The 21,360-nt window shown below is 71.6% G+C and carries 21 protein-coding genes; 5 read left to right on the forward strand and 16 right to left on the reverse strand.

What is annotated here, in order from left to right; translation table 11 throughout:
• The first annotated feature begins 28 nt into the window (after nucleotides 1-28).
• On the forward strand, nucleotides 29-496 hold the full coding sequence (locus WA675_RS22680) for a MarR family winged helix-turn-helix transcriptional regulator (protein WP_336086878.1): 468 nt from the start codon (nucleotides 29-31) through the stop codon (nucleotides 494-496).
• On the opposite strand, the gene hisI is transcribed toward WA675_RS22680, so the two are convergent.
• The 4 genes from hisI to priA all read right to left on the reverse strand — a co-directional run bounded on the left by hisI (nucleotide 493) and on the right by priA (nucleotide 3,303).
• Nucleotides 493-837 carry a phosphoribosyl-AMP cyclohydrolase gene (gene hisI / locus WA675_RS22685; protein WP_336086879.1) on the reverse strand — a complete coding sequence of 115 codons (345 nt, stop codon included), beginning with the start codon at nucleotides 835-837 and terminating at the stop codon, nucleotides 493-495. The genes WA675_RS22680 and hisI overlap by 4 nt on opposite strands.
• Before the next feature lie 84 nt (nucleotides 838-921).
• Nucleotides 922-1,737: an imidazole glycerol phosphate synthase subunit HisF gene (hisF, locus tag WA675_RS22690; protein ID WP_336086880.1), complete on the reverse strand. Its 816-nt coding sequence runs from the start codon at nucleotides 1,735-1,737 to the stop codon at nucleotides 922-924.
• A gap of 4 nt (nucleotides 1,738-1,741) precedes the next feature.
• Nucleotides 1,742-2,563: an inositol monophosphatase family protein gene (locus WA675_RS22695; protein WP_336086881.1), complete on the reverse strand. Its 822-nt coding sequence runs from the start codon at nucleotides 2,561-2,563 to the stop codon at nucleotides 1,742-1,744.
• 8 nt (nucleotides 2,564-2,571) lie between these two features.
• Entirely contained in the window at nucleotides 2,572-3,303 is a 732-nt protein-coding gene (gene priA, locus WA675_RS22700; protein WP_278265977.1) for a bifunctional 1-(5-phosphoribosyl)-5-((5-phosphoribosylamino)methylideneamino)imidazole-4-carboxamide isomerase/phosphoribosylanthranilate isomerase PriA, read from the reverse strand.
• Nucleotides 3,304-3,542: 239 nt separating this feature from the next.
• Here priA and WA675_RS22705 point away from each other — a divergent pair, with 239 nt between their 5' ends.
• Nucleotides 3,543-4,007 (forward strand): hypothetical protein, encoded by a 465-nt coding sequence (locus tag WA675_RS22705; protein ID WP_336086883.1) that lies wholly within the window; start codon nucleotides 3,543-3,545, stop codon nucleotides 4,005-4,007.
• A gap of 1 nt (nucleotide 4,008) precedes the next feature.
• Here the strand turns inward: WA675_RS22705 and WA675_RS22710 are convergent, their stop codons facing one another.
• Entirely contained in the window at nucleotides 4,009-4,608 is a 600-nt protein-coding gene (locus tag WA675_RS22710) for a maleylpyruvate isomerase family mycothiol-dependent enzyme (protein WP_336086884.1), read from the reverse strand.
• 264 nt (nucleotides 4,609-4,872) lie between these two features.
• On the opposite strand from WA675_RS22710, the gene WA675_RS22715 reads away from it, so the two are divergent.
• Nucleotides 4,873-6,129, forward strand: coding sequence for a DUF2786 domain-containing protein (locus WA675_RS22715; RefSeq protein ID WP_336086885.1), 1,257 nt, complete (start codon nucleotides 4,873-4,875; stop codon nucleotides 6,127-6,129).
• Between the two features lie 24 nt (nucleotides 6,130-6,153).
• On the opposite strand, the gene WA675_RS22720 is transcribed toward WA675_RS22715, so the two are convergent.
• Together WA675_RS22720 and WA675_RS22725 are read right to left on the reverse strand one after the other, a co-directional pair.
• On the reverse strand, nucleotides 6,154-7,209 hold the full coding sequence (locus tag WA675_RS22720) for a YncE family protein (protein WP_336086886.1): 1,056 nt from the start codon (nucleotides 7,207-7,209) through the stop codon (nucleotides 6,154-6,156).
• An 89-nt stretch (nucleotides 7,210-7,298) separates the two neighbouring features.
• Nucleotides 7,299-7,796: a nitroreductase family deazaflavin-dependent oxidoreductase gene (locus WA675_RS22725; protein ID WP_336086887.1), complete on the reverse strand. Its 498-nt coding sequence runs from the start codon at nucleotides 7,794-7,796 to the stop codon at nucleotides 7,299-7,301.
• A gap of 89 nt (nucleotides 7,797-7,885) precedes the next feature.
• On the opposite strand from WA675_RS22725, the gene WA675_RS22730 reads away from it, so the two are divergent.
• Together WA675_RS22730 and WA675_RS22735 are read left to right on the forward strand one after the other, a co-directional pair.
• The gene (locus WA675_RS22730) at nucleotides 7,886-8,671 is read left to right on the forward strand and encodes a helix-turn-helix domain-containing protein (RefSeq protein ID WP_336086888.1); all 786 of its coding nucleotides are present in this window, start codon (nucleotides 7,886-7,888) and stop codon (nucleotides 8,669-8,671) included.
• 52 nt (nucleotides 8,672-8,723) lie between these two features.
• A complete protein-coding gene (locus WA675_RS22735; RefSeq protein WP_336086889.1) occupies nucleotides 8,724-9,665 on the forward strand; it encodes an alpha/beta fold hydrolase in 942 nt (313 codons plus the stop codon).
• Between the two features lie 8 nt (nucleotides 9,666-9,673).
• Here WA675_RS22735 and hisH read toward each other — a convergent pair whose 3' ends face one another.
• From hisH to WA675_RS22780, 9 genes are all read right to left on the reverse strand, one after another.
• On the reverse strand, nucleotides 9,674-10,309 hold the full coding sequence (hisH, locus tag WA675_RS22740; RefSeq protein WP_336086890.1) for an imidazole glycerol phosphate synthase subunit HisH: 636 nt from the start codon (nucleotides 10,307-10,309) through the stop codon (nucleotides 9,674-9,676).
• Nucleotides 10,306-10,920 carry an imidazoleglycerol-phosphate dehydratase HisB gene (gene hisB / locus WA675_RS22745; RefSeq protein ID WP_336086891.1) on the reverse strand — a complete coding sequence of 205 codons (615 nt, stop codon included), beginning with the start codon at nucleotides 10,918-10,920 and terminating at the stop codon, nucleotides 10,306-10,308. The genes hisH and hisB overlap by 4 nt, the downstream gene beginning before the upstream one ends.
• Before the next feature lie 18 nt (nucleotides 10,921-10,938).
• On the reverse strand, nucleotides 10,939-12,066 hold the full coding sequence (locus WA675_RS22750) for a histidinol-phosphate transaminase (RefSeq protein ID WP_336086893.1): 1,128 nt from the start codon (nucleotides 12,064-12,066) through the stop codon (nucleotides 10,939-10,941).
• A 73-nt stretch (nucleotides 12,067-12,139) separates the two neighbouring features.
• Complete coding sequence (hisD, locus tag WA675_RS22755; protein ID WP_336086894.1) at nucleotides 12,140-13,477, reverse strand: histidinol dehydrogenase; 1,338 nt, start codon at nucleotides 13,475-13,477, stop codon at nucleotides 12,140-12,142.
• A gap of 146 nt (nucleotides 13,478-13,623) precedes the next feature.
• Nucleotides 13,624-15,231 carry a serine/threonine-protein kinase gene (locus WA675_RS22760; protein WP_336086895.1) on the reverse strand — a complete coding sequence of 536 codons (1,608 nt, stop codon included), beginning with the start codon at nucleotides 15,229-15,231 and terminating at the stop codon, nucleotides 13,624-13,626.
• An 88-nt stretch (nucleotides 15,232-15,319) separates the two neighbouring features.
• Nucleotides 15,320-17,062 carry a penicillin-binding transpeptidase domain-containing protein gene (locus WA675_RS22765; RefSeq protein WP_336086896.1) on the reverse strand — a complete coding sequence of 581 codons (1,743 nt, stop codon included), beginning with the start codon at nucleotides 17,060-17,062 and terminating at the stop codon, nucleotides 15,320-15,322.
• Nucleotides 17,063-17,108: 46 nt separating this feature from the next.
• Nucleotides 17,109-19,223 (reverse strand): acyltransferase family protein, encoded by a 2,115-nt coding sequence (locus WA675_RS22770; protein WP_442945698.1) that lies wholly within the window; start codon nucleotides 19,221-19,223, stop codon nucleotides 17,109-17,111.
• 84 nt (nucleotides 19,224-19,307) lie between these two features.
• Complete coding sequence (locus WA675_RS22775) at nucleotides 19,308-20,189, reverse strand: arylamine N-acetyltransferase family protein (protein WP_336086898.1); 882 nt, start codon at nucleotides 20,187-20,189, stop codon at nucleotides 19,308-19,310.
• Between the two features lie 142 nt (nucleotides 20,190-20,331).
• Nucleotides 20,332-21,324, reverse strand: a complete 993-nt coding sequence (locus tag WA675_RS22780) for an alpha/beta hydrolase family protein (RefSeq protein WP_336086899.1) — start codon at nucleotides 21,322-21,324, stop codon at nucleotides 20,332-20,334.
• Nucleotides 21,325-21,360: the final 36 nt, after the last annotated feature.

The following is a 21,360-nucleotide window of genomic DNA, read 5'->3' on the forward strand; positions in this document are numbered from 1 at the left end:
GCCGCCCGGCCGCGAGGCAGACCCGGCGATGACCCAGTGGCTCGACCCGGTCGAACAACGCGCATGGCAGGCGATCGTCGCCCTCATGACCCGGATCCCCGGGGCACTGGACACCCGGCTGCAGCGTGAGTCCGGGCTGACGCATTTCGAGTTCCGGGTGCTGAGCCTGCTCTCCGAAGAGGCCGGGCACCGTATGCAGCTCAGTGACCTCGCCCACAAGGCAAATGCGTCGCTATCGCGGCTCTCCCATGTGGTGTCGAAGCTGGAACGGCTCGGCTGGGCGCGCCGCGACACCACGGCGGGCAGGCGCGGGGTGCACGCGGTGCTCACCGACGCGGGGTTCGAGAAAGTCGTGGCCGCCGCGCCCGGCTATGTCGACGCGGTGCGCAAGCTGGTCCTCGACGGCCTGGACCCGGCGCAGACCGCCCAGCTCGCCGCGCTCGGCGAAGCGCTCTCGGACCGGCTGAACCGGATCCTCGAGGACGGCGACTGCTAGTCGGCGCCGAGCAGCACGTCGGTGTCGAAGCAGGTGTGCGTGCCGGTGTGGCAGGCGGCGCCCTCCTGGTCGACGACGAGCAGCACGGTGTCACCGTCGCAGTCCAGCCGCACCTCGTGCACGTACTGGGTGTGCCCCGAGGTCTCGCCCTTCACCCAGTACTGCTGCCGCGACCGCGAGTAGTAGGTGGCCTTCCGGGTGGCCAGCGTGCGCGCCAGCGCCTCGTCGTCCATCCACGCCACCATCAGCACATCCCCGGTCGCCTTCTCCTGGGCGACCGCGGCGACGAGCCCCGCCTCGTTGCGCTTGAGGCGGGCGGCGATAGCGGAATCGAGACTCATGCCTCGTTTATAACAGCCGACCCCTGCGGTACCGGCGACCCGGGGCCGAGCTGGTCACCTTCCGGCCGCCCGCGGCTGCCGGGGTCAGCGGACGGTGATGCCGTCCGCGGACATCGCGGCCTTGACCTGGCCGATGGTCAGGTCGCCGAAGTGGAAGACGCTGGCGGCCAGTACCGCGTCGGCGCCCGCGTGGACCGCGGGCGGGAAGTGCTCGACCTTGCCCGCGCCGCCGGAGGCGATCACCGGCACCTTCACCGCCGCGCGCACGGCGGCGATCATCGGCAGGTCGAAGCCCGCCTTGGTGCCGTCGGCGTCCATCGAGTTCAGCAGGATCTCGCCGACGCCGAGTTCGGCGCCGCGAATGGCCCATTCGACCGCGTCGATGCCGGTGCCGCGCTTGCCGCCGTGGGTGGTGACCTCCCAGCCGGACGGGGTGTCGGGCTGCCCGTCGGGCACGGTGCGCGCGTCGACCGAGAGCACGATGCACTGCGAGCCGAAGCGCTGCGACATCTCCGAGAGCACCTCGGGGCGGGCGATGGCGGCGGTGTTCACCGACACCTTGTCCGCGCCCGCGCGCAGCAGCCGGTCGACATCCTCCACCGTGCGCACGCCGCCGCCGACGGTGAGCGGGATGAAGATCTGCTCGGCGGTGCGGGTCACCACGTCGAGCATGGTGCCGCGGTCGCCGGTGGAGGCGGTGACGTCGAGGAAGGTCAGCTCGTCGGCGCCCTGGGCGTCGTAGGTCGCGGCCAGTTCCACCGGGTCGCCCGCGTCGCGCAGGTTCTGGAAGTTGACGCCCTTGACCACCCGGCCCGCGTCCACGTCCAGGCACGGGATGACCCGCACGGCCAGGGTGCTCGCGGTGGCGCTGTCCTGGCGTTCGCCGGTACGCGATGTCATGGTTTCAGCCTCGTTCTTCGTCGCTGACCGTACAGATCATTTCCAGCAGTTCCTCGTGCACGCCGGGCGCCGCGGCCAGCACCGAGCCGGAGGTGATGGTCCACGGCTGCCCGGCCAGATCGGTGACGACCCCGCCCGCCGCGCGCACCAGCGCCACCCCGGCCGCGTTGTCCCAGGGATGGTGCCCGAACACGATCGCGCCGCCGAGCACGCCGGAGGCGGTGAACGCCAGGTCGATGCCGGTCGAGCCGTGCATGCGTACCCGGGAGGACAGCCTGCTCAGCGCGCCGAGCAGGTCGAAGCGGAACTGGCCGGGGATGCGCCCGGCCGAGTCCAGATTGAAGGCGCCGAAGCCGATCATCGCGTCGGCCAGCTTGCCCGGCTCCAGCGGCGGCAGCGCCTGCCCGTCGAGCAGCAGCGGGCCGCCCGCGACCGCGGTGTAGCGGCGCCCGAGCACGGGCAGCCAGGTCAGGCCGATCACCGGTTCGCCGTCGTGCACCAGCGCGAGCAGGGTGCCGGACAGGGGGTGGCCGGAGGAGTAGTTGAAGGTGCCGTCGATCGGGTCGAGTACCCAGGCGGTACCGCCGGCGAGCGCGGGGCCGCCGAATTCCTCGCCGTGCACCGCGATGCCGGTGCGCTGGGCCAGCTCGGCGGAGATGGTGCGTTCCAGTTCGAGGTCGAGTTCGGTGGCGAAGTCGTTGCGGCCCTTGGTGACCGCGCTCGGCGCACCGACGCCCTCGACGAAACGCGGGACGGTCCCGTCCAGCACCTGGGTGGCCACGGCCAGCAGGTCGGTGAGTTCGGCGGTGCTCGGTGCGGTGGTCATCGAGGCGGTCAGCGCACCGCGGCCAGGGCCTCGGGCAGGGTGAACCGGCCCGCGTAGAGCGCCTTGCCGATGATCGCGCCCTCCACGCCGTCCTCGGTCAGCCCGGCGATGGCGACCAGGTCGTCGAGCACCGAGATGCCACCGGAGGCCACGACCGGCGCCTCGGCGGCGTTGGCGACCTCGCTGAGCAGTTCCAGGTTGGGGCCGGTCAGGGTGCCGTCCTTGGAGACATCGGTGACCACGTAGCGCGAGCACCCGTCGCGTTCGAGCCGCTCGAGCACCTCCCACAGGTCGCCACCGTCGGTGACCCAGCCGCGCCCGCGCAGCCGCCATTCGCCGTCGATCTGCTTGACGTCGAGCCCGACCGCGATCCGGTCGCCGTATTCGCCGAGCACCTTGGCGCACCACTGCGGGTTCTCGATCGCGGCGGTGCCGATATTGACCCGCGCGCAGCCGGTGGCCAGGGCCGCCCGCAGCGAGTCGTCGTCGCGGATGCCGCCGGACAGCTCGACCTTCACGTCTAGTTCGCCGACGACCTGGGCGATCAGATCGCGGTTGCTGCCCTTGCCGAAGGCGGCGTCCAGGTCCACCAGGTGCACCCATTCGGCGCCCGCCTGCTGCCATGCCAGCGCCGCGTCCCGGGGGGAGCCGTAGCTGGTTTCGCTACCGGCCTCTCCCTGCACGAGGCGCACGGCCTCCCCATTGGCGACATCGACGGCGGGCAACAGCACAAGACTCACGTGATCAGACTAGTGGGTCTGCACCCCGGTTGCCGCCACCGGTCGGCGCCAGTGCGGTCCGTGTCACGCGGGCCGCGGACGGCACCGGCGCCCACCCGGATCGGATCTCCCGGGTACCCCGTGCGCGTTACATCCAATCCCGTTGAGCAGGAACCGATTACAGTCCCTGTCAGGATGTGCGGATAGAGTTCCGGTCGACGCGCGGGTCCGCGTCGTTCGGTTCGATCGGAGGAACAACTGTGTCTCGTACAACTGTCCTGGGTGGGTTGCTGGCGGCTGTCGCGGTGACGGGGGTGATGGTGGCGCCGAACGCGGCGGCCGGTCCGCCCGAAGACGCCCGCCTGGCCGGATGCGACTTCGGCCGGGAGGTCTCCACCTACGACTACGCCCACGATCTCGACGGCTACTTCCAGCGCATCCTCGACCGCAGCACCGGAGCGTTCCACGCCGAGTTCTCCGGGTCCAGGGATCAGCTCGCCACGGCGATGCGGGAGGCCGAGGTGCGTTCCACGGTCGAGAACGTCACCTGTGGTGCGGTGGGCGGCGATTTCTTCAACGCCGACGTCCTGGTGACCTTCACCCAGCTGCGCACCAACCGCACCACCCCCGAACCCGAACGCCTGAACATGGCGATCAACGTGAAGCTGACCAACGTCTGGGGCCGGTGGCTGGTGAACGAGCTGGACTCGCCGCTGTTGAAGTAGTTCAGCCGCGGCGGCGGAGTTCGGGGACTCCGTCGCCAGTGAGCTCGTCGAGCACGACTTCGCGCCCGACCATGGCCAGGGCCAGCGCCTCGCCGGGCCCGCGGACCTCCGGGCCGTCACCGGATGACCAGTCGACATCGGTGGCGACGAACCGCAGGCCCTTGGTGCGTCTGCCGGGGAAAGCGAAGGGGTCGGGGTAGGACAGGACCGCGGTGAGCCGGTCGACCGGGATGGCGCGGGGCAGGCCGAGCGGGCGGCGGATGTCCTGCTGATGGACCAGCAGGTCGGCCAGCATCAGGCGCGGCGAGTACTTCGACAGGCGCCCGGACCGGTGCGCGAACCGGTCCACCAGCTCGGTGGTGGGCAATTCGGCGTAGGACGCGGCGAGGGCGTTGTTGATCCGGTCTACCGAGCCGCGGTGCGCGATCGCGGCGCGCAGATAGGCGAGCGGGCCGAGGGTGTCGGTGAGCAGATGCCCGACGACCTCGCGCACCCGCCATCCGGCGCACAGCGATTCGGTCTCCCACTGCTCGTCGGTCAGCCCGCGCAGCAGTGCGATCATCTCCGCGCGTTCCGCGGCCAGCATCCCCCGATAACTCATGGGCCCACTCTAGGCGCCGAGCCGACCATCCGACACCCTTCGCCACCGGTTCCCTTCCGCGCGAACACGATCCGCGGCGCCGGAGGCGTACACCCCGCGCGGCGAGTGCCGTCATCCGGAATGGTGGAGCGCTACGCGCCTTCTCGCCGCGGGGCGACATGAAGGGGCGACGCTCGCGGCGATACCCGCTGATGGCTGCGCCGATGTCGACCGCGGCATCGCCACCGGGACAATGGTCGCCGATACCGATCGCCGAGGAGGACCGTGGGCAAGCAGAATCGCCGCCGCCGTACCGGCCGCAAAGCCGTGCCGGGACCGGTGCTGGACGCCGCCGCCGCCGCGGGTGACCCGGCCCGGATCGCGGAGGCTGTCGCGACGGCGGCGCTGGCGGTCGCCCAGGGCGACAAGACCGGTGTGCGCCGCTTCGTCCACGAGCTCGCGGGCCCGGGGTCGCTCGCCACCGAGGTGGCCGAGGGCACGGCGCGCGCGGGCAGGCGGCTGATCGCGCACGCCTTCGAATCCGGTTGGCTGCCCATGGATGTCCACCAGGCCGCCCGCCGCCGCGTCGACGAGTTCGCGACCGGCTACCTGACCGACCTCATGGCCGAACACCGCGCGCCCTTCGACCCCGGCACGGTCGACGCGACGTGGCAGCACCAACTCGACGAGCTCGCGGCCACCGTCTGGTGGACCGGGGAGCGCCCACACCCGAACCAGTGGGCCGACCGCGCGCTGCTCTCCGGCGCCGAGGCGCTGACCGCGATCCTCGACGCCCTCGCCCTGCTCGTCCAGCTCCCGCGCCTCGCGCCGATCCGCTCGCTGCCGGGCACCGCGATCCCGTCCGCCCACCACGAGCACGTGGACGAGAAGACCCTGGGCCGGGTGCGTGGCCTGCTCGCGAAGGCCGAGTCGACCTCTTTCGCGGAGGAGGCCGAGGCGCTCTCCGCCAAGGCCCAGGAACTGATGACCAAATACGCCATCGACCGCGCATTCCTCGCCCACCGCCGCACCGATCCGGCGCTGCCCGCCGCCCGCCGCCTCTGGCTCGACACCCCCTACACCGAGGCCAAGGCCCTGCTCGTCGACCAGGTCACCCGCGCCAACCGCGCCCGCGCCGTCTTCGCCGCCGACTGGGGTTTCGTCACCATCATCGGCGACGACCCCGACCTCGACGCCGTGGAACTCCTCGCCACCTCCCTGCTGGTCCAGGCCACCCGCACGATGATCGACACCGCCCCCGGCACCGGCGATTCCCGCACCCGCGCCTACCGCAAGGCCTTCCTCACCGCCTACGCCACCCGCATCGGCGACCGCCTGACCACCACCACCGAATCCACCATCGCCCACTCCCCCGACCCCACCACCCTCCTCCCGATCCTCGCCGCCCAGAACACCCGCCTCACCCAGGCCCTCACCACCTACTTCCCCACCACCCACACCCGACGTATCACCATCCGCAGCACCGACGGCTGGGACGCGGGCACCGAAGCCGCCGACCACGCCCACCTCGACCGGCCATAAAACCCTCGTGCGGCCGCGGCCAGGTCACTCGTGCGCGACCACCTCGATCTGACCGCTGTCCTTGTTGGTCACGTAGAGCAGGTGACTCACCGGATCCACGGCCATGCCGTAGGTGGTCGAGCCGTACGGTCTCGCCCGGGTGATCCCCGAGTACCGCGCGGCGGTGACCGCGCGGGTGCGTGTGTCGATCATCGTCACGACGTCGAACACCCCGCCGGAGAGGTACACGGTGTGCGCGACCGGGTCGACGACAGCCGCGAAAGCCCTCCCCCGCACTCCCAGTGACACGCTGTCCGTCCGCGTGTGGCGCACGGTATCGATGAGCGAGACCGAGTTCCCGGTGGAGTGGGTCACGTAGGCGGTCCGGGTTTGCGGGTCGATGGCGATATAGGCCGGATCGTCACCGAGCCGGAGAGTCGTGCTCACCGCGTGCGTCGCGGCGTCGATGACCGAGACGTCGGCTCCGCCGACGACCCACAGATGATGGGTGTCCGGATCGATCGCCAACCCGCGGGGCTGCCCGTCCACCGGAATCGTCGCGACGACGGCACGGGTGACGGTATCGACGACCGTCACGGTTCGGGAGAACTTGTTGGCCACATAGAGGGTGTGCCGCAAGGCATCCACGACGACAGCGACCGGGTCGCCGTCCACCTGGATGGTCGCGGTGACCGATTCACTGCCCGGGTCGATGACCAGCACCTCGCCCGCGGAGTTGCCGCCCACCAGGTACACGAGGTGGGTATCGGAGTCGACCGCGATCGACTGGGGACCCGAGGGGAAGACCTGGCCCACCGGAATCTCGGTGGTGACGGTTCGCGTGCGGGTGTCGAGGACCGACACCGCCTGTGTGGCGGCGCCGTCCACGTATCGCGCGACATAGGCTGTGCGCGTTTCCGGGTCGAGAGCGATGCTGGTGGGACTCTCACCCACCGCTACGGTCGCCTCGACCCGATACGGCCCAGGCCCGAAGTCGGATCCGCCGACCGTGGCGGGATCGGTGGTGGTGGGGACCGGGATGGTGGTCGACGGCGGCGACGCGACCGTGGTGGGCGGTGCCGTCGCGGTACACCCGGACACGGCGATCACCGTCGCAGCGAGAGCCGTTCCGGCGAAAAGCCTTCTCTTCGAACGCATGTGCCAGAACCTAGTCGATCAGCTCGCGCCGGTCAGTGGGCGCGATCGGTCCGTGGACGGAGGATGACGACGGGGATCTCGCGGTCGGCCCAGGCTTGGTAGTGGTCGAAGTCGGCGTAGAGGTCGACGAGGAGGGGCCACAGGCGGGCGCGCTGTGCGGGGTCGGCGGTGACGGCACGGACGGGGTGGCGGGTGGGGCCGATCTGGATGTGGGTGTCGGGGTGGGCGCGGAGATTTCGGTACCACTGCGGATGGGTGGACAGGCCGCCCTGGGAAGCGACGACGATCGTGTCGGGGCTGTCGGTGAGGTAGAGCAGCGGGGTGGTGTAGGTCGTCCCGGATGCGCGGCCGATGTGGTCGAGCAGCAAGGTGGGGACGGGTTTACGGAAGCCAGCGCCGACACGCCATTTCGCGCCGATACGGCCGCCGGTGCGCCGGTAGATCCACACCTGCGTGATGCCCATGAGTTTGAAGATCTTGGGCAGCATCGGAGAGTCCAGGTGCTTGGGACGCGGCGGCACAGCGGTCATCCACCGACCATACACAGAGTGCCAATATGTATGTTCACACCGTCCGCGCACGGTTGCGCACCGAAGATCCGCGCTCCTACGCTCGATGCGTGCGGCCGATCATGTCCGATGGCGAGCTGGATGCCCGATGGGAGCTGGCACGCCCGGCCGCGACCGTGCCCGGCATCGCGATGACCGGGTTTCTGGATCGGGCAGCGGCGGGATCGGATCTGCGGATCTTCGCGCGACCGGCGGTCGTCGTGGTGATCCAATTCGGAGACAGCCGCCTGCTCGTCGACGAGGCCGCCGAGTCCGCTGCCGGTGGTCTCGTCGCCGGATGGTGTCCGGGAGCGCGGCGCGTGCACACCCGGCAGGTCGCCTGCGTGGAAATGCGGATGTCGCCGATCGCCGCGTACCAGCTACTGAGTGGCCTGCCGCGCGAGCTGGACGGCACGGTGTCCGGACTCGATCAGCTCTGGGGCCCGGCCACATCGCGCCTGACGGAGCAGCTCGCCGAAACAGCTTCCTGGACAGGCCGTTTCGCGCTCACCGCGCGGTTTCTGGCCGAGCACCGGCGGTCCGTTGTCCCGGACCCGGAGGTCGTCGCCAGCTGGTCGCGGCTGGTCGCGACCAAAGGTGCTGTGCGTGTACGGGATCTGGCGCAGGACACCGGCTGGAGCCGCAAACGTCTGTGGTCGAGATTCACCGCCCAGGTCGGCGTCACCCCCAAGCGGGCGGCAATGGTGATCCGGTTCCGGTCGGCGTTCGAGCAGCTCCAGGCCGGTGGCACGCCCGCCGAGATCGCCGTGCGGTGCGGGTACACGGACCAATCGCACCTGTCGCGCGAGGTGGCGGCCTTCACCGGAACCACGCCCGGCGCCCTCATCCGGCGCTGACCGGGGAACATTCGTCCAAGACCCGGCGCCCGCGGGCGTCGACAGTGGAGGCATGAACGATTCCCTGCGCCGCCGGATCCGTGCCGTGGAGGACCGGGTCGCCGCGACCTACCGGCTGCCACTGTCCGAACACCTGCTCACCCTGCGCGCCCCGGCGGTGGGTGTGCGCGTGCTGACGACCGGCGAGGGCGCCCCGGTCGTCCACATCAACGGCATCTCCGCACCCGCCCTCGGTCTGGCCCCACTGATCGCCCGGCTCCCCGGCTACCGCCACCTCCTGCTCGACCTGCCCGGCCACAGCCTCGCACCGCCGTACCACTGGCAGGGCCGGACGGTCCGCGAACTGGCGGTCGACATCGTCACCGGCACACTCGATGCCCTCGGCGTGCCGCGAGCCGCTGTCGTCGGCAGCTCCCTGGGCGGCCTGTTCGCCCTCTGGACGGCACTCGACGCTCCGGACCGGCTGACCCGCGCGGCACTGGTCGGCGCACCCGCCACCGCACTACCCGGCATGCGGGCCGTCCCCGAGATGGTCTCGCTGACCACCCCCGTCCGTGGCGCGCTCGACCAGCGGTTGATGCAGCTCCCCGCACCCCGGTTCGTCGCCCGCTACGCCCTGGCCGGAGCCCTCGGCACGAACGCGGCCCACGCCATGTCCGACGACCTGCTCGACCTACACCGGCTGCCCCTGCGCCTACCGGGCCAGGCGGCCTCGTATCGCGCACTGCTGCACCGCCTGATCCGGGCGGGATCGGCCCGGCCCGAAAACGTCCTCACCGGCACCGAACTCGCGCGCATCACGGCGCCGACGCTGTTCGTCTGGGGCGATCAGGATGTCTTCGCGGCACCGGAGACCGGCGGTGCGAGCATCGCCGAGATCCCGGCCGCGCGGCTGACCGTCGTCGCGGGCGGCCACAACCCGTGGTTCGATGACGCCGAACGCTGCGCGGGTCCGGTGCGCGCGCACCTCACGGGCGCGCGCGAACCGGCCTGAGCACGGAGCTAGAGCGACTCGATCCAGTTGCGCAGCAGGTGGGCGCCCGCGTCACCGGACTTCTCCGGGTGGAACTGGGTGGCCGAGAGGGGGCCGTTCTCGACGGCGGCGAGGAACGGGCCGCCGTGCTCGGACCAGGTGAGCCGGGCCGGGGCGATGTGGTCGCTGTCGGGTAGTTCCCACTGCTGGGCGGCGTAGGAGTGGACGAAGTAGAAGCGGGTGTCGGCGTCCATCCCGGCGAACAGGGTGCTGTCGGCGGGGGCCTTGACCGTGTTCCAGCCCATGTGCGGGAGGACGGGGGCGTCCAGGCCCGCGACGGTGCCGGGCCATTCGCCGCAGCCCTCGGTCTCGACGCCGAACTCGACGCCGCGGTCGAACAGGATCTGCATGCCCACGCAGATGCCCAGCACCGGACGGCCACCGGCCAGGCGCTGGCCGATCAGGCGGTCACCGCGGACCGCGCGCAGCCCGGCCATGCAGGCCGCGAAGGCGCCGACACCGGGCACGACCAGCCCGTCGGCGGCCAGCGCCACCTGCGGGTCGGCGGTGACCTCCACCTGCGCACCGGCGCGCACCAGGGCGCGCTCGGCGGAGTGCAGGTTGCCGGAGCCGTAGTCGAGCAGGGCGACGGATTTCTTGCTCACAGCACACCTTTCGTGGACGGCACACCGCTGACGCGCGGATCGATCTCCACCGCCGCGCGCAGGGCGCGGGCGACCGCCTTGAACTCGGCTTCGGTGATGTGGTGCTGGTCGCGGCCGTAGAGCACCCGCACGTGCAGCGCGATCCGGGCGTTCTGCGCGATCGACTCGAAGACGTGCTTGTTGAGCACCGTCGAGTAGGACGCGCCGGGGCCCGCGCTGGGAATGATGGTGTGCACCAGGTGTTCCGGCTCGCCGGTGAACACGCAGTACGGACGTCCGGAGACGTCGACGGCGGCGTGCGCGAGGGTCTCGTCCATCGGGATGAACGCGTCGCCGAAGCGGCGGATGCCCCGCTTGTCGCCGAGCGCCTGGCCCAGGGCCTGACCGAACACGATGGCGGTGTCCTCGACGGTGTGGTGGGCCTCGATCTCGATATCGCCCTCGGCCCGCACCACCAGGTCGAACCCGCCGTGCTGGCCGAGCGCGGTCAGCATGTGGTCGTAGAACGGCACGCCAGTGCTGATCTCGGTCTTGCCGGACCCGTCGAGGTTCAGCTCGACGAGGATGCTGGATTCCTTGGTGACGCGCTCCACCCGCGCTGTTCTGCTCATATCGATTGCCTCCAGCGGTCAGTGGGTGAGGTCGGTGCCCGCGATATCGCGGCTCACACGCAGGAATTCGTCGTTCTCGGCGGCCAGGCCGATGGTGGCGCGCAGGTAGCCGGGGATGCCGACATCGCGGATGAGGACCCCGGCGTCGAGGTAGTGCTGCCAGGCCCGCGCGGCGTCGGTGAACCGGCCGAACAGGAGGAAATTGGCGTCACTGGGGATCACCTGGAAACCCTGCTCGGTCAGCGCGGCGGCGACCCGGTCGCGCTGGGCCGCCAATTCCGCGACGCTGCCGAGGGTTTCGTCGGCGTGGCGCAGCGCGGCGCGCGCGGCGGCCTGGGTGACCACCGAGAGGTGATAGGGCAGCCGCACCAGCAGGATCGCGTCGATGACGGCGGGTGAGGCGGCCAGGTAACCCAGCCGTCCGCCCGCGAAGGCGAAGGCCTTGCTCATGGTGCGGGTGACCACCAGCTTGGTCGGGAACCGGTCGATCAGCGTGATCGTGCTCGGCGCGGCCGAGAACTCGCCGTAGGCCTCGTCCACCACGACGATGCCCGGGGCGGCCGCGAGCAGACGCTCGAGCTCGTCGATCGGGATGCTGTGGCCGGTGGGGTTGTTCGGGCTGGTCACGAACACCACATCGGGGCGGCGTTCGGCGATCTGGGCCACCGCGTAGTCGATGTCGAGGGAGAAGTCGCCGCTGCGCTTGGCCTCGATCCACTCGGTGTCGATGCCCTCGGAGATGATCGGGTGCATCGAGTAGGAGGGCACGAAACCCAGGGCGCTGCGACCGGGCCCGCCGAAGGCCTGCAGTAGCTGCTGCAGGATCTCGTTGGAGCCGTTGGCCGCCCACACATTGGCAGCGTCGACGGGCACGCCGGTCTGCCGGGTGAGGTAGGCGGCGAGGTCGGCGCGCAGGGCCACCGCGTCGCGGTCCGGGTAGCGGTGCAGGTCGGCGGCGGCGGCGCGCACCGATTCGGCGACGTCGTCGATCAGCGCGCGGCTCGGCGGGTGCGGGTTCTCGTTGGTGTTGAGCTGCACCGGCACGGTCAATTGCGGTGCGCCGTACGGCGATTTGCCGCGCAGGTTGTCGCGCAGGGGCAGCTGGTCGAGGGTCGCGGCGGCGCCCGGAACGGTGGGAGTGCTCATGCCGCTGCCTCGCTCGCGCTCGGCCGCGGCATCCGCACCGCGCGCTGGCACATGATTCGCTCGCTGCACTCGCTCATGACAGCGCCTCGAACCGCGCCTGCACGGCCTGGCCGTGCGCGGGCAGATCCTCCGCGTTCGCCAGCGCGACGACGTGTCCGGCGACATCCTTCAGCGCCGCCTCGGTGTACTCCACGATGTGGATGCCCCGCAGGAAGGTCTGCACGCTCAGGCCCGAGGAGTGCCGTGCGCAGCCCGCGGTGGGCAGCACGTGATTCGACCCGGCGCAGTAGTCGCCCAGGCTCACCGGGGCCCACGGGCCGACGAAGATGGCGCCCGCGCTGCGCACCCGGGCGGCCACGGCGGCGGCGTCGGCGGTCTGGATCTCGAGGTGTTCGGCGGCGTAGGCGTCGACCACGCGCAGGCCCTGGGCGATGTCGTCGACCAGCACGATCCCGGACTGCTTGCCACGCAGCGCCTCGCGCACGCGGTCGTTGTGCTTGACCACGGCGAGCTGGGCGTTCACGGCGGCGTCGACGGCGTCGGCCAGCGCGGGCGAATCGGTGACCAGCACGCTGGCAGCGAGCACATCGTGTTCGGCCTGGCTGATCAGGTCGGCGGCCACGTGCACCGGATCGGCGGTGGCGTCGGCGAGCACGGCGATCTCGGTGGGACCGGCCTCGGCGTCGATGCCCACCAGGCCACGGCACAGCCGCTTGGCCGCGGTGACGTAGATATTGCCGGGCCCGGTGATCAGGTCGACCGGCTCCAGCGCGCCCCCGTCGGTGTCGGTGCCGCCGTAGGACAGCAGTGCCACGGCCTGCGCGCCACCGACGGCCCACACCTCGTCGACACCCAGCAGCGCGGCGGCGGCCAGGATGGTCGGGTGCGGCAGCCCGCCGAACTGCGCCTGCGGCGGCGAGGCCACCACCAGCGACTCCACCCCGGCGGCCTGCGCCGGGACGACGTTCATCACGACCGAGGACGGGTAGACGGCATTGCCGCCCGGCACGTAGAGCCCCACCCGCTCCACCGGAACCCACTTCTCGGTGACGGTACCGCCCGGCACCACCTCGGTGACGGTGTCGGTGCGGCGCTGATCGGCGTGCACCTTCCTGGTCCGTGCGATGGCCACCTCGAGCGCGGCGCGCACCGCCGGGTCCAGCTCGTCGAGGGCCTTGGCCAGTTCGGCCACGGGCACGCGCACCGCGGCCGGGCGCACGCCGTCGAACTTCTCGCTGTAGTCCAGCGCGGCCTCGGCGCCCCGGTCGCGGATGTCCTCGACGACCGGCCGCACGTGATGCAGCACCGAGTCCACGTCGACTCCTCCGCGCGGCAGCGCGGTGCGCAGCTCGGCAGCGGAAGGAGTACGACCGCGCAAGTCGACGCGGGCGAGCTCGATGCGGGGAGTCATATCGGGGTGCAATCCTGTCTCTACACGGTCTCAGGTCACCTACCAGCCTAATGGTCACCCGCCATCGCTTTTCCGGCACATCCCCGGTCCGGACAGCGGCGAGCCGATCCCGGCGCGGGCGCGGGGATCGGCTCGGGTGGGCGGTGTCAGCGGGTGTTGCCGTCGATCTGCAGGCGGCCGCCGGAGTTCACCACGCGCATGACCATGTTGGACCTGGTCTGCCCGTCGATGGTGATGCTGGCCAGCTGCATGTCGGTGGAGCCGTCGGCATTGTTGCCGCTCACCGCGGTGATGCTGGTGAAGGTGTTGATGATGCGGCCGTTCCAGTACTCGCGGAACGCGGTCTCGCTGCCGTAGAGCTTCTGCGCGGCCGGGGTCAGCAGCGACCACGAACCGGCCGGGTTGCTGTAGAAGTTCTCCACCAGCAGACCGGCCGACCCGATGTCGACGGTGCCGACATTGGTGGTCTGGCCGAGCGGGGCCGCCGCGGGTGTGTCGCTCGCGGCCGGGCCGGGCGACTGCACCGAGGACGACGGGCTCGCCTGCACCTGCGGGGAGTCGGTGTCCGAGCTGCTCATGGCGCTGATCGCGACGGCGATCGCGGCGATCACCGCGCCAACGCCGGAGCCGATCAGCACGGCGCGGCCCTTGCCCGCCTGCTTGCGCGGCGGCGGCGCGGCGTGGGCCTGGGTGGGCGGATGCGCGGCGGTGTCCATCCGCGGCTGCGGACGGGGGGTGGACCGGATCTGGCGGGTGGTCGCCGTGGACGCGCCCGCGTGCGAGGCGCGGCGGCCGGACTGGCGGATCACCTGGGTGGCCGCCGCGGAGTTGCGGCGGTTGTAGGCCTCGCTGGCCGGGACGAACCCCGCGGGCACGGCGTCGGCGTCCGCGTCGGCGAAGGCGGCCAGCGCGGCGCGCGACTCGGCCATGGTGGGGCGGTCCAGCGGGTCCGGGTTGAGCAGGTCCAGCAGGAAGTCGGTGGCCGGGCCCGCGTTGCGCGGCTCGCGCACCTGCCCGTTGGCCGCGGCGTAGAGCACGGCGAGCGGGTTGGCGTTGGCACCGTAGGGCGGTTCGCCCTCGAGCGCGTGGAAAAGCGTTGCGCCCAGGGCGAAGACGTCGGCGGCGGGGGTCGGATCGGAGCCGCGCGCGACCTCGGGGGCGAGATAGGCGGCGGTGCCGCAGATCAGGCCGGTCTCGGTGAGGGTGACGTCACCGGTGGCGCGGGAGATGCCGAAGTCGGTGATCTTCACCTCACCGTGCTCGCCGAGCAGGATGTTGCCCGGTTTCACGTCGCGGTGCACCAGGCCCGCCTGGTGGGCGGCGATGAGCGCCGAGGCCACCTGCTCGCCGATGCGGGCCACCTCGGCCAGCGGCAGCGGACCCTTCTGGCCCAGCTCGGCCGCGAGGCTGACCGACTTGAGGTACTCCATCACCAGGCACGGATCACCGTTGTGCTCGGTGATGTCGAACACCACGATGGCATTGGGGTGCTGGAAGCGCGCCGCGTTGCGGGCCTCCCGAATCGCGCGCTGGCGCAAGACATCCCGTTCACCCTCGGGCAAACTGGGCTTGATGTGGATCTGCTTCACAGCCACGGAGCGTTGGAGGCGTTCGTCGACAGCACGCCATACAACGCCTGTGCCGCCGCTACCAATACGCTCGACCAGGCGGTAATGCTCCGCGATCTTCTGACCGGTATCGATGGCGCCTACTCCGAACCTTCTCGAAATTGTGACATCCCGCGTATTGACCATGGATATGGTCCGTCGACGAGTGTAGCTGGCCGTGTGACGACCGCGTGCGGCAGCGGGGGGATTGCTCGCCTGCGACGGGTGACATAGATCATCGTTTCACACGAAGCATCCTGCCCGCTGCCTCGACCGCCGGTCCGGAACTGCCCGCGTCGGCGACGAACACGGCGAAGGCCCGGTCGCCGTCGATGCCGACGAACCAGCCGTGCGCGTGCTCGTCGTCGAGGTACTCGGCGGTCCCGGTCTTGCCGAGCAGGCCCGGGATGTCACGCAGCGCGGTGGCCGTTCCTGCGCTCACCGTCTCGGCCATCATGGTCGCTAGCTGCGACGTCACCGCCGCGGGCACCGGCGCGGACGGCCGGTCGGCGGTGCCGGGCCGCCCGCGCACCAGCACCGGGGCGGGCGCCGAACCGTGCGCGAGGGAGGCGGCCAACAGCGCCATCCCGAACGGTGACGCGGTGACCGCGCCCTGGCCGATGCTCGCCTCGACCTGCTGGGCGGGATTCCGCGCGGCCGGAACCTTCCCGGTGACGGTCGTCAACCCGGGTGTCACATAGTCCACCCCCAGACCCAGCTGCGCGGCCGCCGCGGTGAGCCCGTCGGCAGGCAGGCGCACGCCGAGCTCGGCCATGGTGGTGTTGCACGAGCGGGCGAAGGCGGTGTGCAGCGGGACGGCACCGAGGTCGAAGCCGTTGTCGTTGGGGATGGTGCGGCCCTCGATGGTCGCGCGGCCGGGGCACGGCAGCACGGTGTCGACGGTGACGCCCCCGGCCTGCAGCGCGGCCGAGACGGTGACGGTCTTGAAGGTGGAGCCGGGCGGGTAGAGGCCGGTCAGCGCGATCGGGCCCTGCGCGTCGGCGGGGTCGTTCTGCGCGACGGCCAGGACCTCGCCGGTGGACGGGCGCAGCGCCACGATCGCGGCGGGAGTGGCGATCGGGGTGAGCGCGGCCTCGGCGGCGTTCTGCAGGTCGATATCGAGGGTGGTGGCGATATCGGTGGTCGGGGTGGCGTCGGGTCCGGCGATGCGCTGGGTGCCCTCGGGGGTCCGGGCCCGCACGGCCCAGCCGGTGGCGGCGTCGGTCTGCCGCTGCCAGAGTTCGGCCAGCCCGGCCAGCGCGGGGCCGCTGAGGGATTTGTCGACGGTGAGCAGGCGGTTCTGCGGCGCGAACGTCACCCCGCGCACCGCGCGCAGCGGGTCGAGGACCGGCGCGAGGTCGGCCGCGCGCAGGGCGACCGCGGTGATCGGGGCGCCTTCGGCGGCGGCCAGGTCGGTGCGCAAGCCCGCCTCGGTGACGCCGTGCCGGTCGAGCAGGGCGGCCAGCGCGGGCAGGTCGGCGTCGGGGGCGGCCCGGACCAGGGTCACCTCCTGCTCGGTCATCAGGTCGCCGCCGGAGGCGTCGAGGACCCGGGCCGGGGCCGGGGGGACGGGGCTGTAGACGAGTGGGCCGAGGCCCAGGCCGGGCGCGACCGTCTCGGGCCGCCAGGCGATCTTCCAGCCGTCGGTCTCGGTGGCGGTGCCGGTGCTGGTGTAGGTCCACTCGTTGCGGCCCTCGGGGCCGAACTTCCAGGTGGACTCCAGGGTGAAGGTGTCGTCGTCGGTGCCTGCGACCCGGACGCTGTCGACGTGGCCGAGGTTCTCGAACAGGGTGGTCAGCACGGGGGCGGCCCGGTCGGGAGCGTCGGTGAGCGCCGCGGCGGCCGCGGCGTCCCCGCTGGTCAGCGCGGCGGCGAAGGCCGTGGCGACGGTCTCGGGCTGATCGGGGCCGGTCGAACAGGCGACCGGCAGCAGGGCGAGCGCGAACAGCAGGACCGGGGTCTTGCGGGGTAGGCGCACGCGACCGAGGGTAACCGCCGGGTGCGCGCGGCGCGGGGATCTCGCGCTACCACCAGCCGGTGACGCCGCCGATCTGCCTGCCCAGCTCGGGCGCCAGCGAGCGCGCGTAGCTGGCGGTCAGGTGGTGCTCGTCGCGGTAGATGAGCACATTGCCCTCCACGACCCGGCAGCGCTGCGGACGGCACACGGCGTCGGACAGGTCGAGCAGGTGCACGTTGGGATAGCCCGCGGCGGGTTCGGCGGCCGGGTCGACGGCGTCGAGGGCGTCGGTGCGGTCCATCCCGCAGGACTCGGCGTCGCCGCGGTGCGCCAGGCAGTCGGTGGCCCGGTAGAAGACGCCGTCGCGCTTGAGGCGGGGCGTATCGCGCAGGGCCAGCACGTTGAGGCCGCGGTCCTGCAGCGCCGACCAGGCCTCCAGGTATTCGACCGGGACCTCGTCCCCGATGCCGGTCATGCGGTAGCGGGTCGACAGGGTGAGCACCCAGTCCGGCGGGTCGGCGGCCAGCCGGTCGAGCACCTCGACGGTCCATTCGTGGCATTCCGGGAACGGGTACTCGGCGTAGGACGGCTGGTCCGACAGCACGATCGGGCAGCCCTCCTTGAGGTAGGAGATCACCCGGAAGCCGCGCTCGGCGCCGAGCAGTTCCAGCGCGGGCAGCCAGTGTTCGGAGTGCGAGCCGCCGACCAGCGCGATCGAGCGAGTGGCGGTCGGGTCACCGTAGGTACAGACCCGGACCTCGCGGTTGGGGGTGATACAGCCGTCGGTAGTGGGCGATGGCGTGTCGACGGCGCCCTCGAAGACGGTGGGCCGCATGGGTTCGGGCGAGTACTCCGCACCGGAGAGCAGGGCCGACGCCCCCGGATAGCGCTCGGGGTCCAGTGCCTGCGGCGGCACCGCCGGGTTGGCGCTGAGCACCACCTGCCAGCCGAGCGTGGCGGCCACCACCCCGACCGCGAGCACCCCGACCAGTCCCCCGGCGACCCGGTTTCCGCCGGTGCTCACCTGGCCCGCGGACGGCATCCGCAGCGGGTTCTCGACCAGCCGGGTGGTGACGTAGGCCAGCACCAGCGAGACACCGATGACGAGCAGCCCGTCGACCAGCCCGGCCCGGGAACGGCCGGTCTCGGCCAGATAGAAGATCAGGATCGGCCAGTGCCACAGATACAGCGGGTAGGCCACCGCGCCGAGTTCGGTACACACGCGCCCGCCGAGCAGCCGGTTCGGCCACGCGCGCGACCCGGTCGGCCCGAAGCCCGAGGCGATCACCAGGCAGGCCGCGGCCACCGGCCACAGCGCGGCCACCCCGGGGAACTGGTTGGCGCCGTCGAAGAGCGGACCGCACGACAGCACCATGACCAGCCCGACCAGCGCGAGCACCCCGCGTAATCGCACCGGGACGCGCAGATAGGGCGCCGCCACGGCCAGCACCGCGCCGGCCAGCAGTTCCCAGCCGCGCGCCAGGCTGTCGTAGTAGGTCCAGGCCTGGTGGGTGGCCGAGCCGTGCGCGGCGTACCAGAACGAGAGCAGCCCGAGCCCGGTCAGCATCAGCAGCAGGGCGGGCCTGCCGACCGTTCCGCGCCTGCGCAGCCAGGCCCACCCGGCCAGCAGCGCGACGATCACCACGTAGAACTGGCCCTGCACCGACATCGACCACAGGTGCTGCAGCGGGCTCACCGACGGGTCGGGCGCGAGATAGTCGAGTTCGGCACCGGCGAGGTACCAGTTCTGGCCGTAGAACATCGAGGCCAGCGTCTGCGCGGCGGTCTCGCCGAACTGGGTGTAGGGCCGCAGCACGATGGTGGCCAGCACGATCGCGGCCAGCACCAGCACCAGCGAGGGCATCAGCCGCCGCACGGTCCGCCGGGCGGTGGCCGTGGGACTCACCCCGCCGCGGCGTTCGACGCCGCGCACCACCGCGCCGGTGAAGAAGAAGCCCGACAGCACCAGGAACACGTCGACGCCGCCGGAGACCCGGCCCATCCACACGTGGAAGGCCACCACCAGCGCGATCGCGACCCCGCGCAGCCCGTCGAGATCCTGGCGCCGCACGGTGGCAGCGTCGACCGGCCCGGGACGGGTCGCCGATTCCCGCTGAATCGGCACCACGGATGGAAGCTTCGGCACGGACGACCCCACTGTTCGAACCCCCACAGCCAGCATCGGGGTTGTTTCCCGGCAAGTAACCACCAATTTGCCGTAGCGACACCGCGGAAGCAAACCGCCGGGCCGTGCGGGACCTCCCCGCTACGGGGCCTGGTTCACGCGCCAGGGTGCGGTGACCAGCCTAGCGGTGTCGGCCTCGTCCAGGTCGATGTCGAACACCTCTGCCAGCACTTTCGGCAGTTCGTCCGGTTCCAGCTCGCGTGATCGCGACGTTCCGTCGGGGTACTCCGTGGTCAGTGTGAGGTCGTCGAGCACGTGGTGGGCCTCGGGCCGGAACCGCTGGACGAAGGGCCTGCGGGTGAACGGCGAGTGTGGCGAGGTCGACACGAAATGGTTGCCCACGGCGTAGTCCACGGGGTACTGCGGGGCCGTGCCGAAGCTGTAGCGGTCCTGCCAGCCCTCCCCCGCGAAGTGGTGCAGCACCCACAGGTCGGTGCCGAGATCGCCGGTACGCCGTTCCAGGCGCAGCCGCCACTGCCCGAGCCGGAATTCCCCGTGCGCGTCGGTGAGTTCGTAGGGCGCGAGCGGGCCGAAACCGAAGCCGACATCGCAGAGCCAGACGCGGTCGTCGCTGTCGGTGGTCACCCGCAGCAGGGCGTGGGTGGCGGGCCGGATCGTCCCGGTGTCGAGGGTGCCCATGGTGACCCGGCCGCTGAGCCCGGTGAGGCCGAAACCGAGCCGGGCCAGCACCGCGGCGAACAGCGTGACGTTCTCGAAGCAGTACCCGCCGCGGCGGCGCCGGACCAGTTTGTCCTGGAGCGCGGGCACGTCGAGGGGGACGCCGCGACCGAGCACGACCTCGAGATTCTCGAACGGGATGGTGGTGGTGTGGGCCGCGACCAGCGCGTGCAGGGTCTCGACGGTCGGGGTGCGTGGTCCGTCGTAGCCGATGCGGGCCAGGTAGGCGTCCAGGTCCAGGTCCGGGTGCTGCCAGTGGTCCGCGCGCGGCGCCGGGTCGGTCATCGTGTCCTCGCTTCCATGTGCTCCCTCCCTGCAACGGCCACAACACCGTGCCGGTGCCCGCTGTTCCGACTCGGGACCCGCACCTCGCGCGGAACACACCGGCTGACGCCGACGCCGAGGCGGTCGGCGTAGGGGCGGCTCGTCAAGCGGCGCATTTCGCGGCGGGCGGGGCGGGCGGGGCGGTGACCACGCCCGCGGCCACGTCGACGACATAGTCGCTGACCGCCCCGGCCAGCGGTTCGGTGCCCGCGAGCAACCGCAGTACCACGCACCCGCCCTCGAACAGGGCGGGCCCGACATCGTGGTTGCCCGGCACGATCGCACCGTCGAGGTCGCGGCCGCTGACCACGGTGTAGAAGGAGTACGGCTTGCCCGCCGCGGTGAGCGCGGCCCGCAGCTCCACGCTGGTCGCGAAGGGCACCACGGCATCGGCGGTGCCGTGGATGAGGAAGGCGCGGCGCATGCTCATCCGCCCGGCCAGCAGGGCAGGCGAACGATCGACATAGGCGAGCGGGCAGACCAGCGGGGTGCAGCCGCCCGCGTCGCGTTCGATCTGCGCGGGCAGGGCGGCGTTGACCGTGCCCGCGGCGGCCCACATGGTGAAGTCGTCGGCGGGGCCGTAGTTGTCGACCCAGTAGTCGAACAGCCCCGCCGGACCGTGCGCGACCGCGAGCCCGCTGGTGATGCCGCCCTGGCTCCAGCCCCACAGCACCGTGGACGCGACCGAGGCGTGGTCGGCGCGGTACCACTGGGTCGCGGCGACCACATCGCGCCACCCGGCCCACAGATTCCACTCCCCGGTCCGCCACGGGCCGTCCGAGCTGCGCAGGTCCATCATCAGGATCGGCGCGCCACCGGCCCGTGCCAGCGACTCCATGTACGGCGCGAAATCGGCCGACGACCCTCCGTGCCCGTGCACGGCCACCACCAGCTGGGTGGCCGGGAGATCACCCGCCACACAGCGATACGGCTCGTAGACGCGCCCGGTGGCCCGCTCCCCGTCGACGGTCAGCTCGACCGGATTCACCGCCACCCCGGCCGCGCACTCCGGCTCCGCCCGCACCGCGGGCCCCAGCGCGACCATCGTGCCGAACACCAAGGCGCACACCGCGACCACACCGCCGACCCGCTTCATCCCGCGATTGTCCGTCACACCGCATCCGGCGTCCAC

This window comes from Nocardia sp. SSK8 (assembly GCF_037034205.1).
In the GTDB taxonomy this organism is placed as follows: domain Bacteria; phylum Actinomycetota; class Actinomycetes; order Mycobacteriales; family Mycobacteriaceae; genus Nocardia.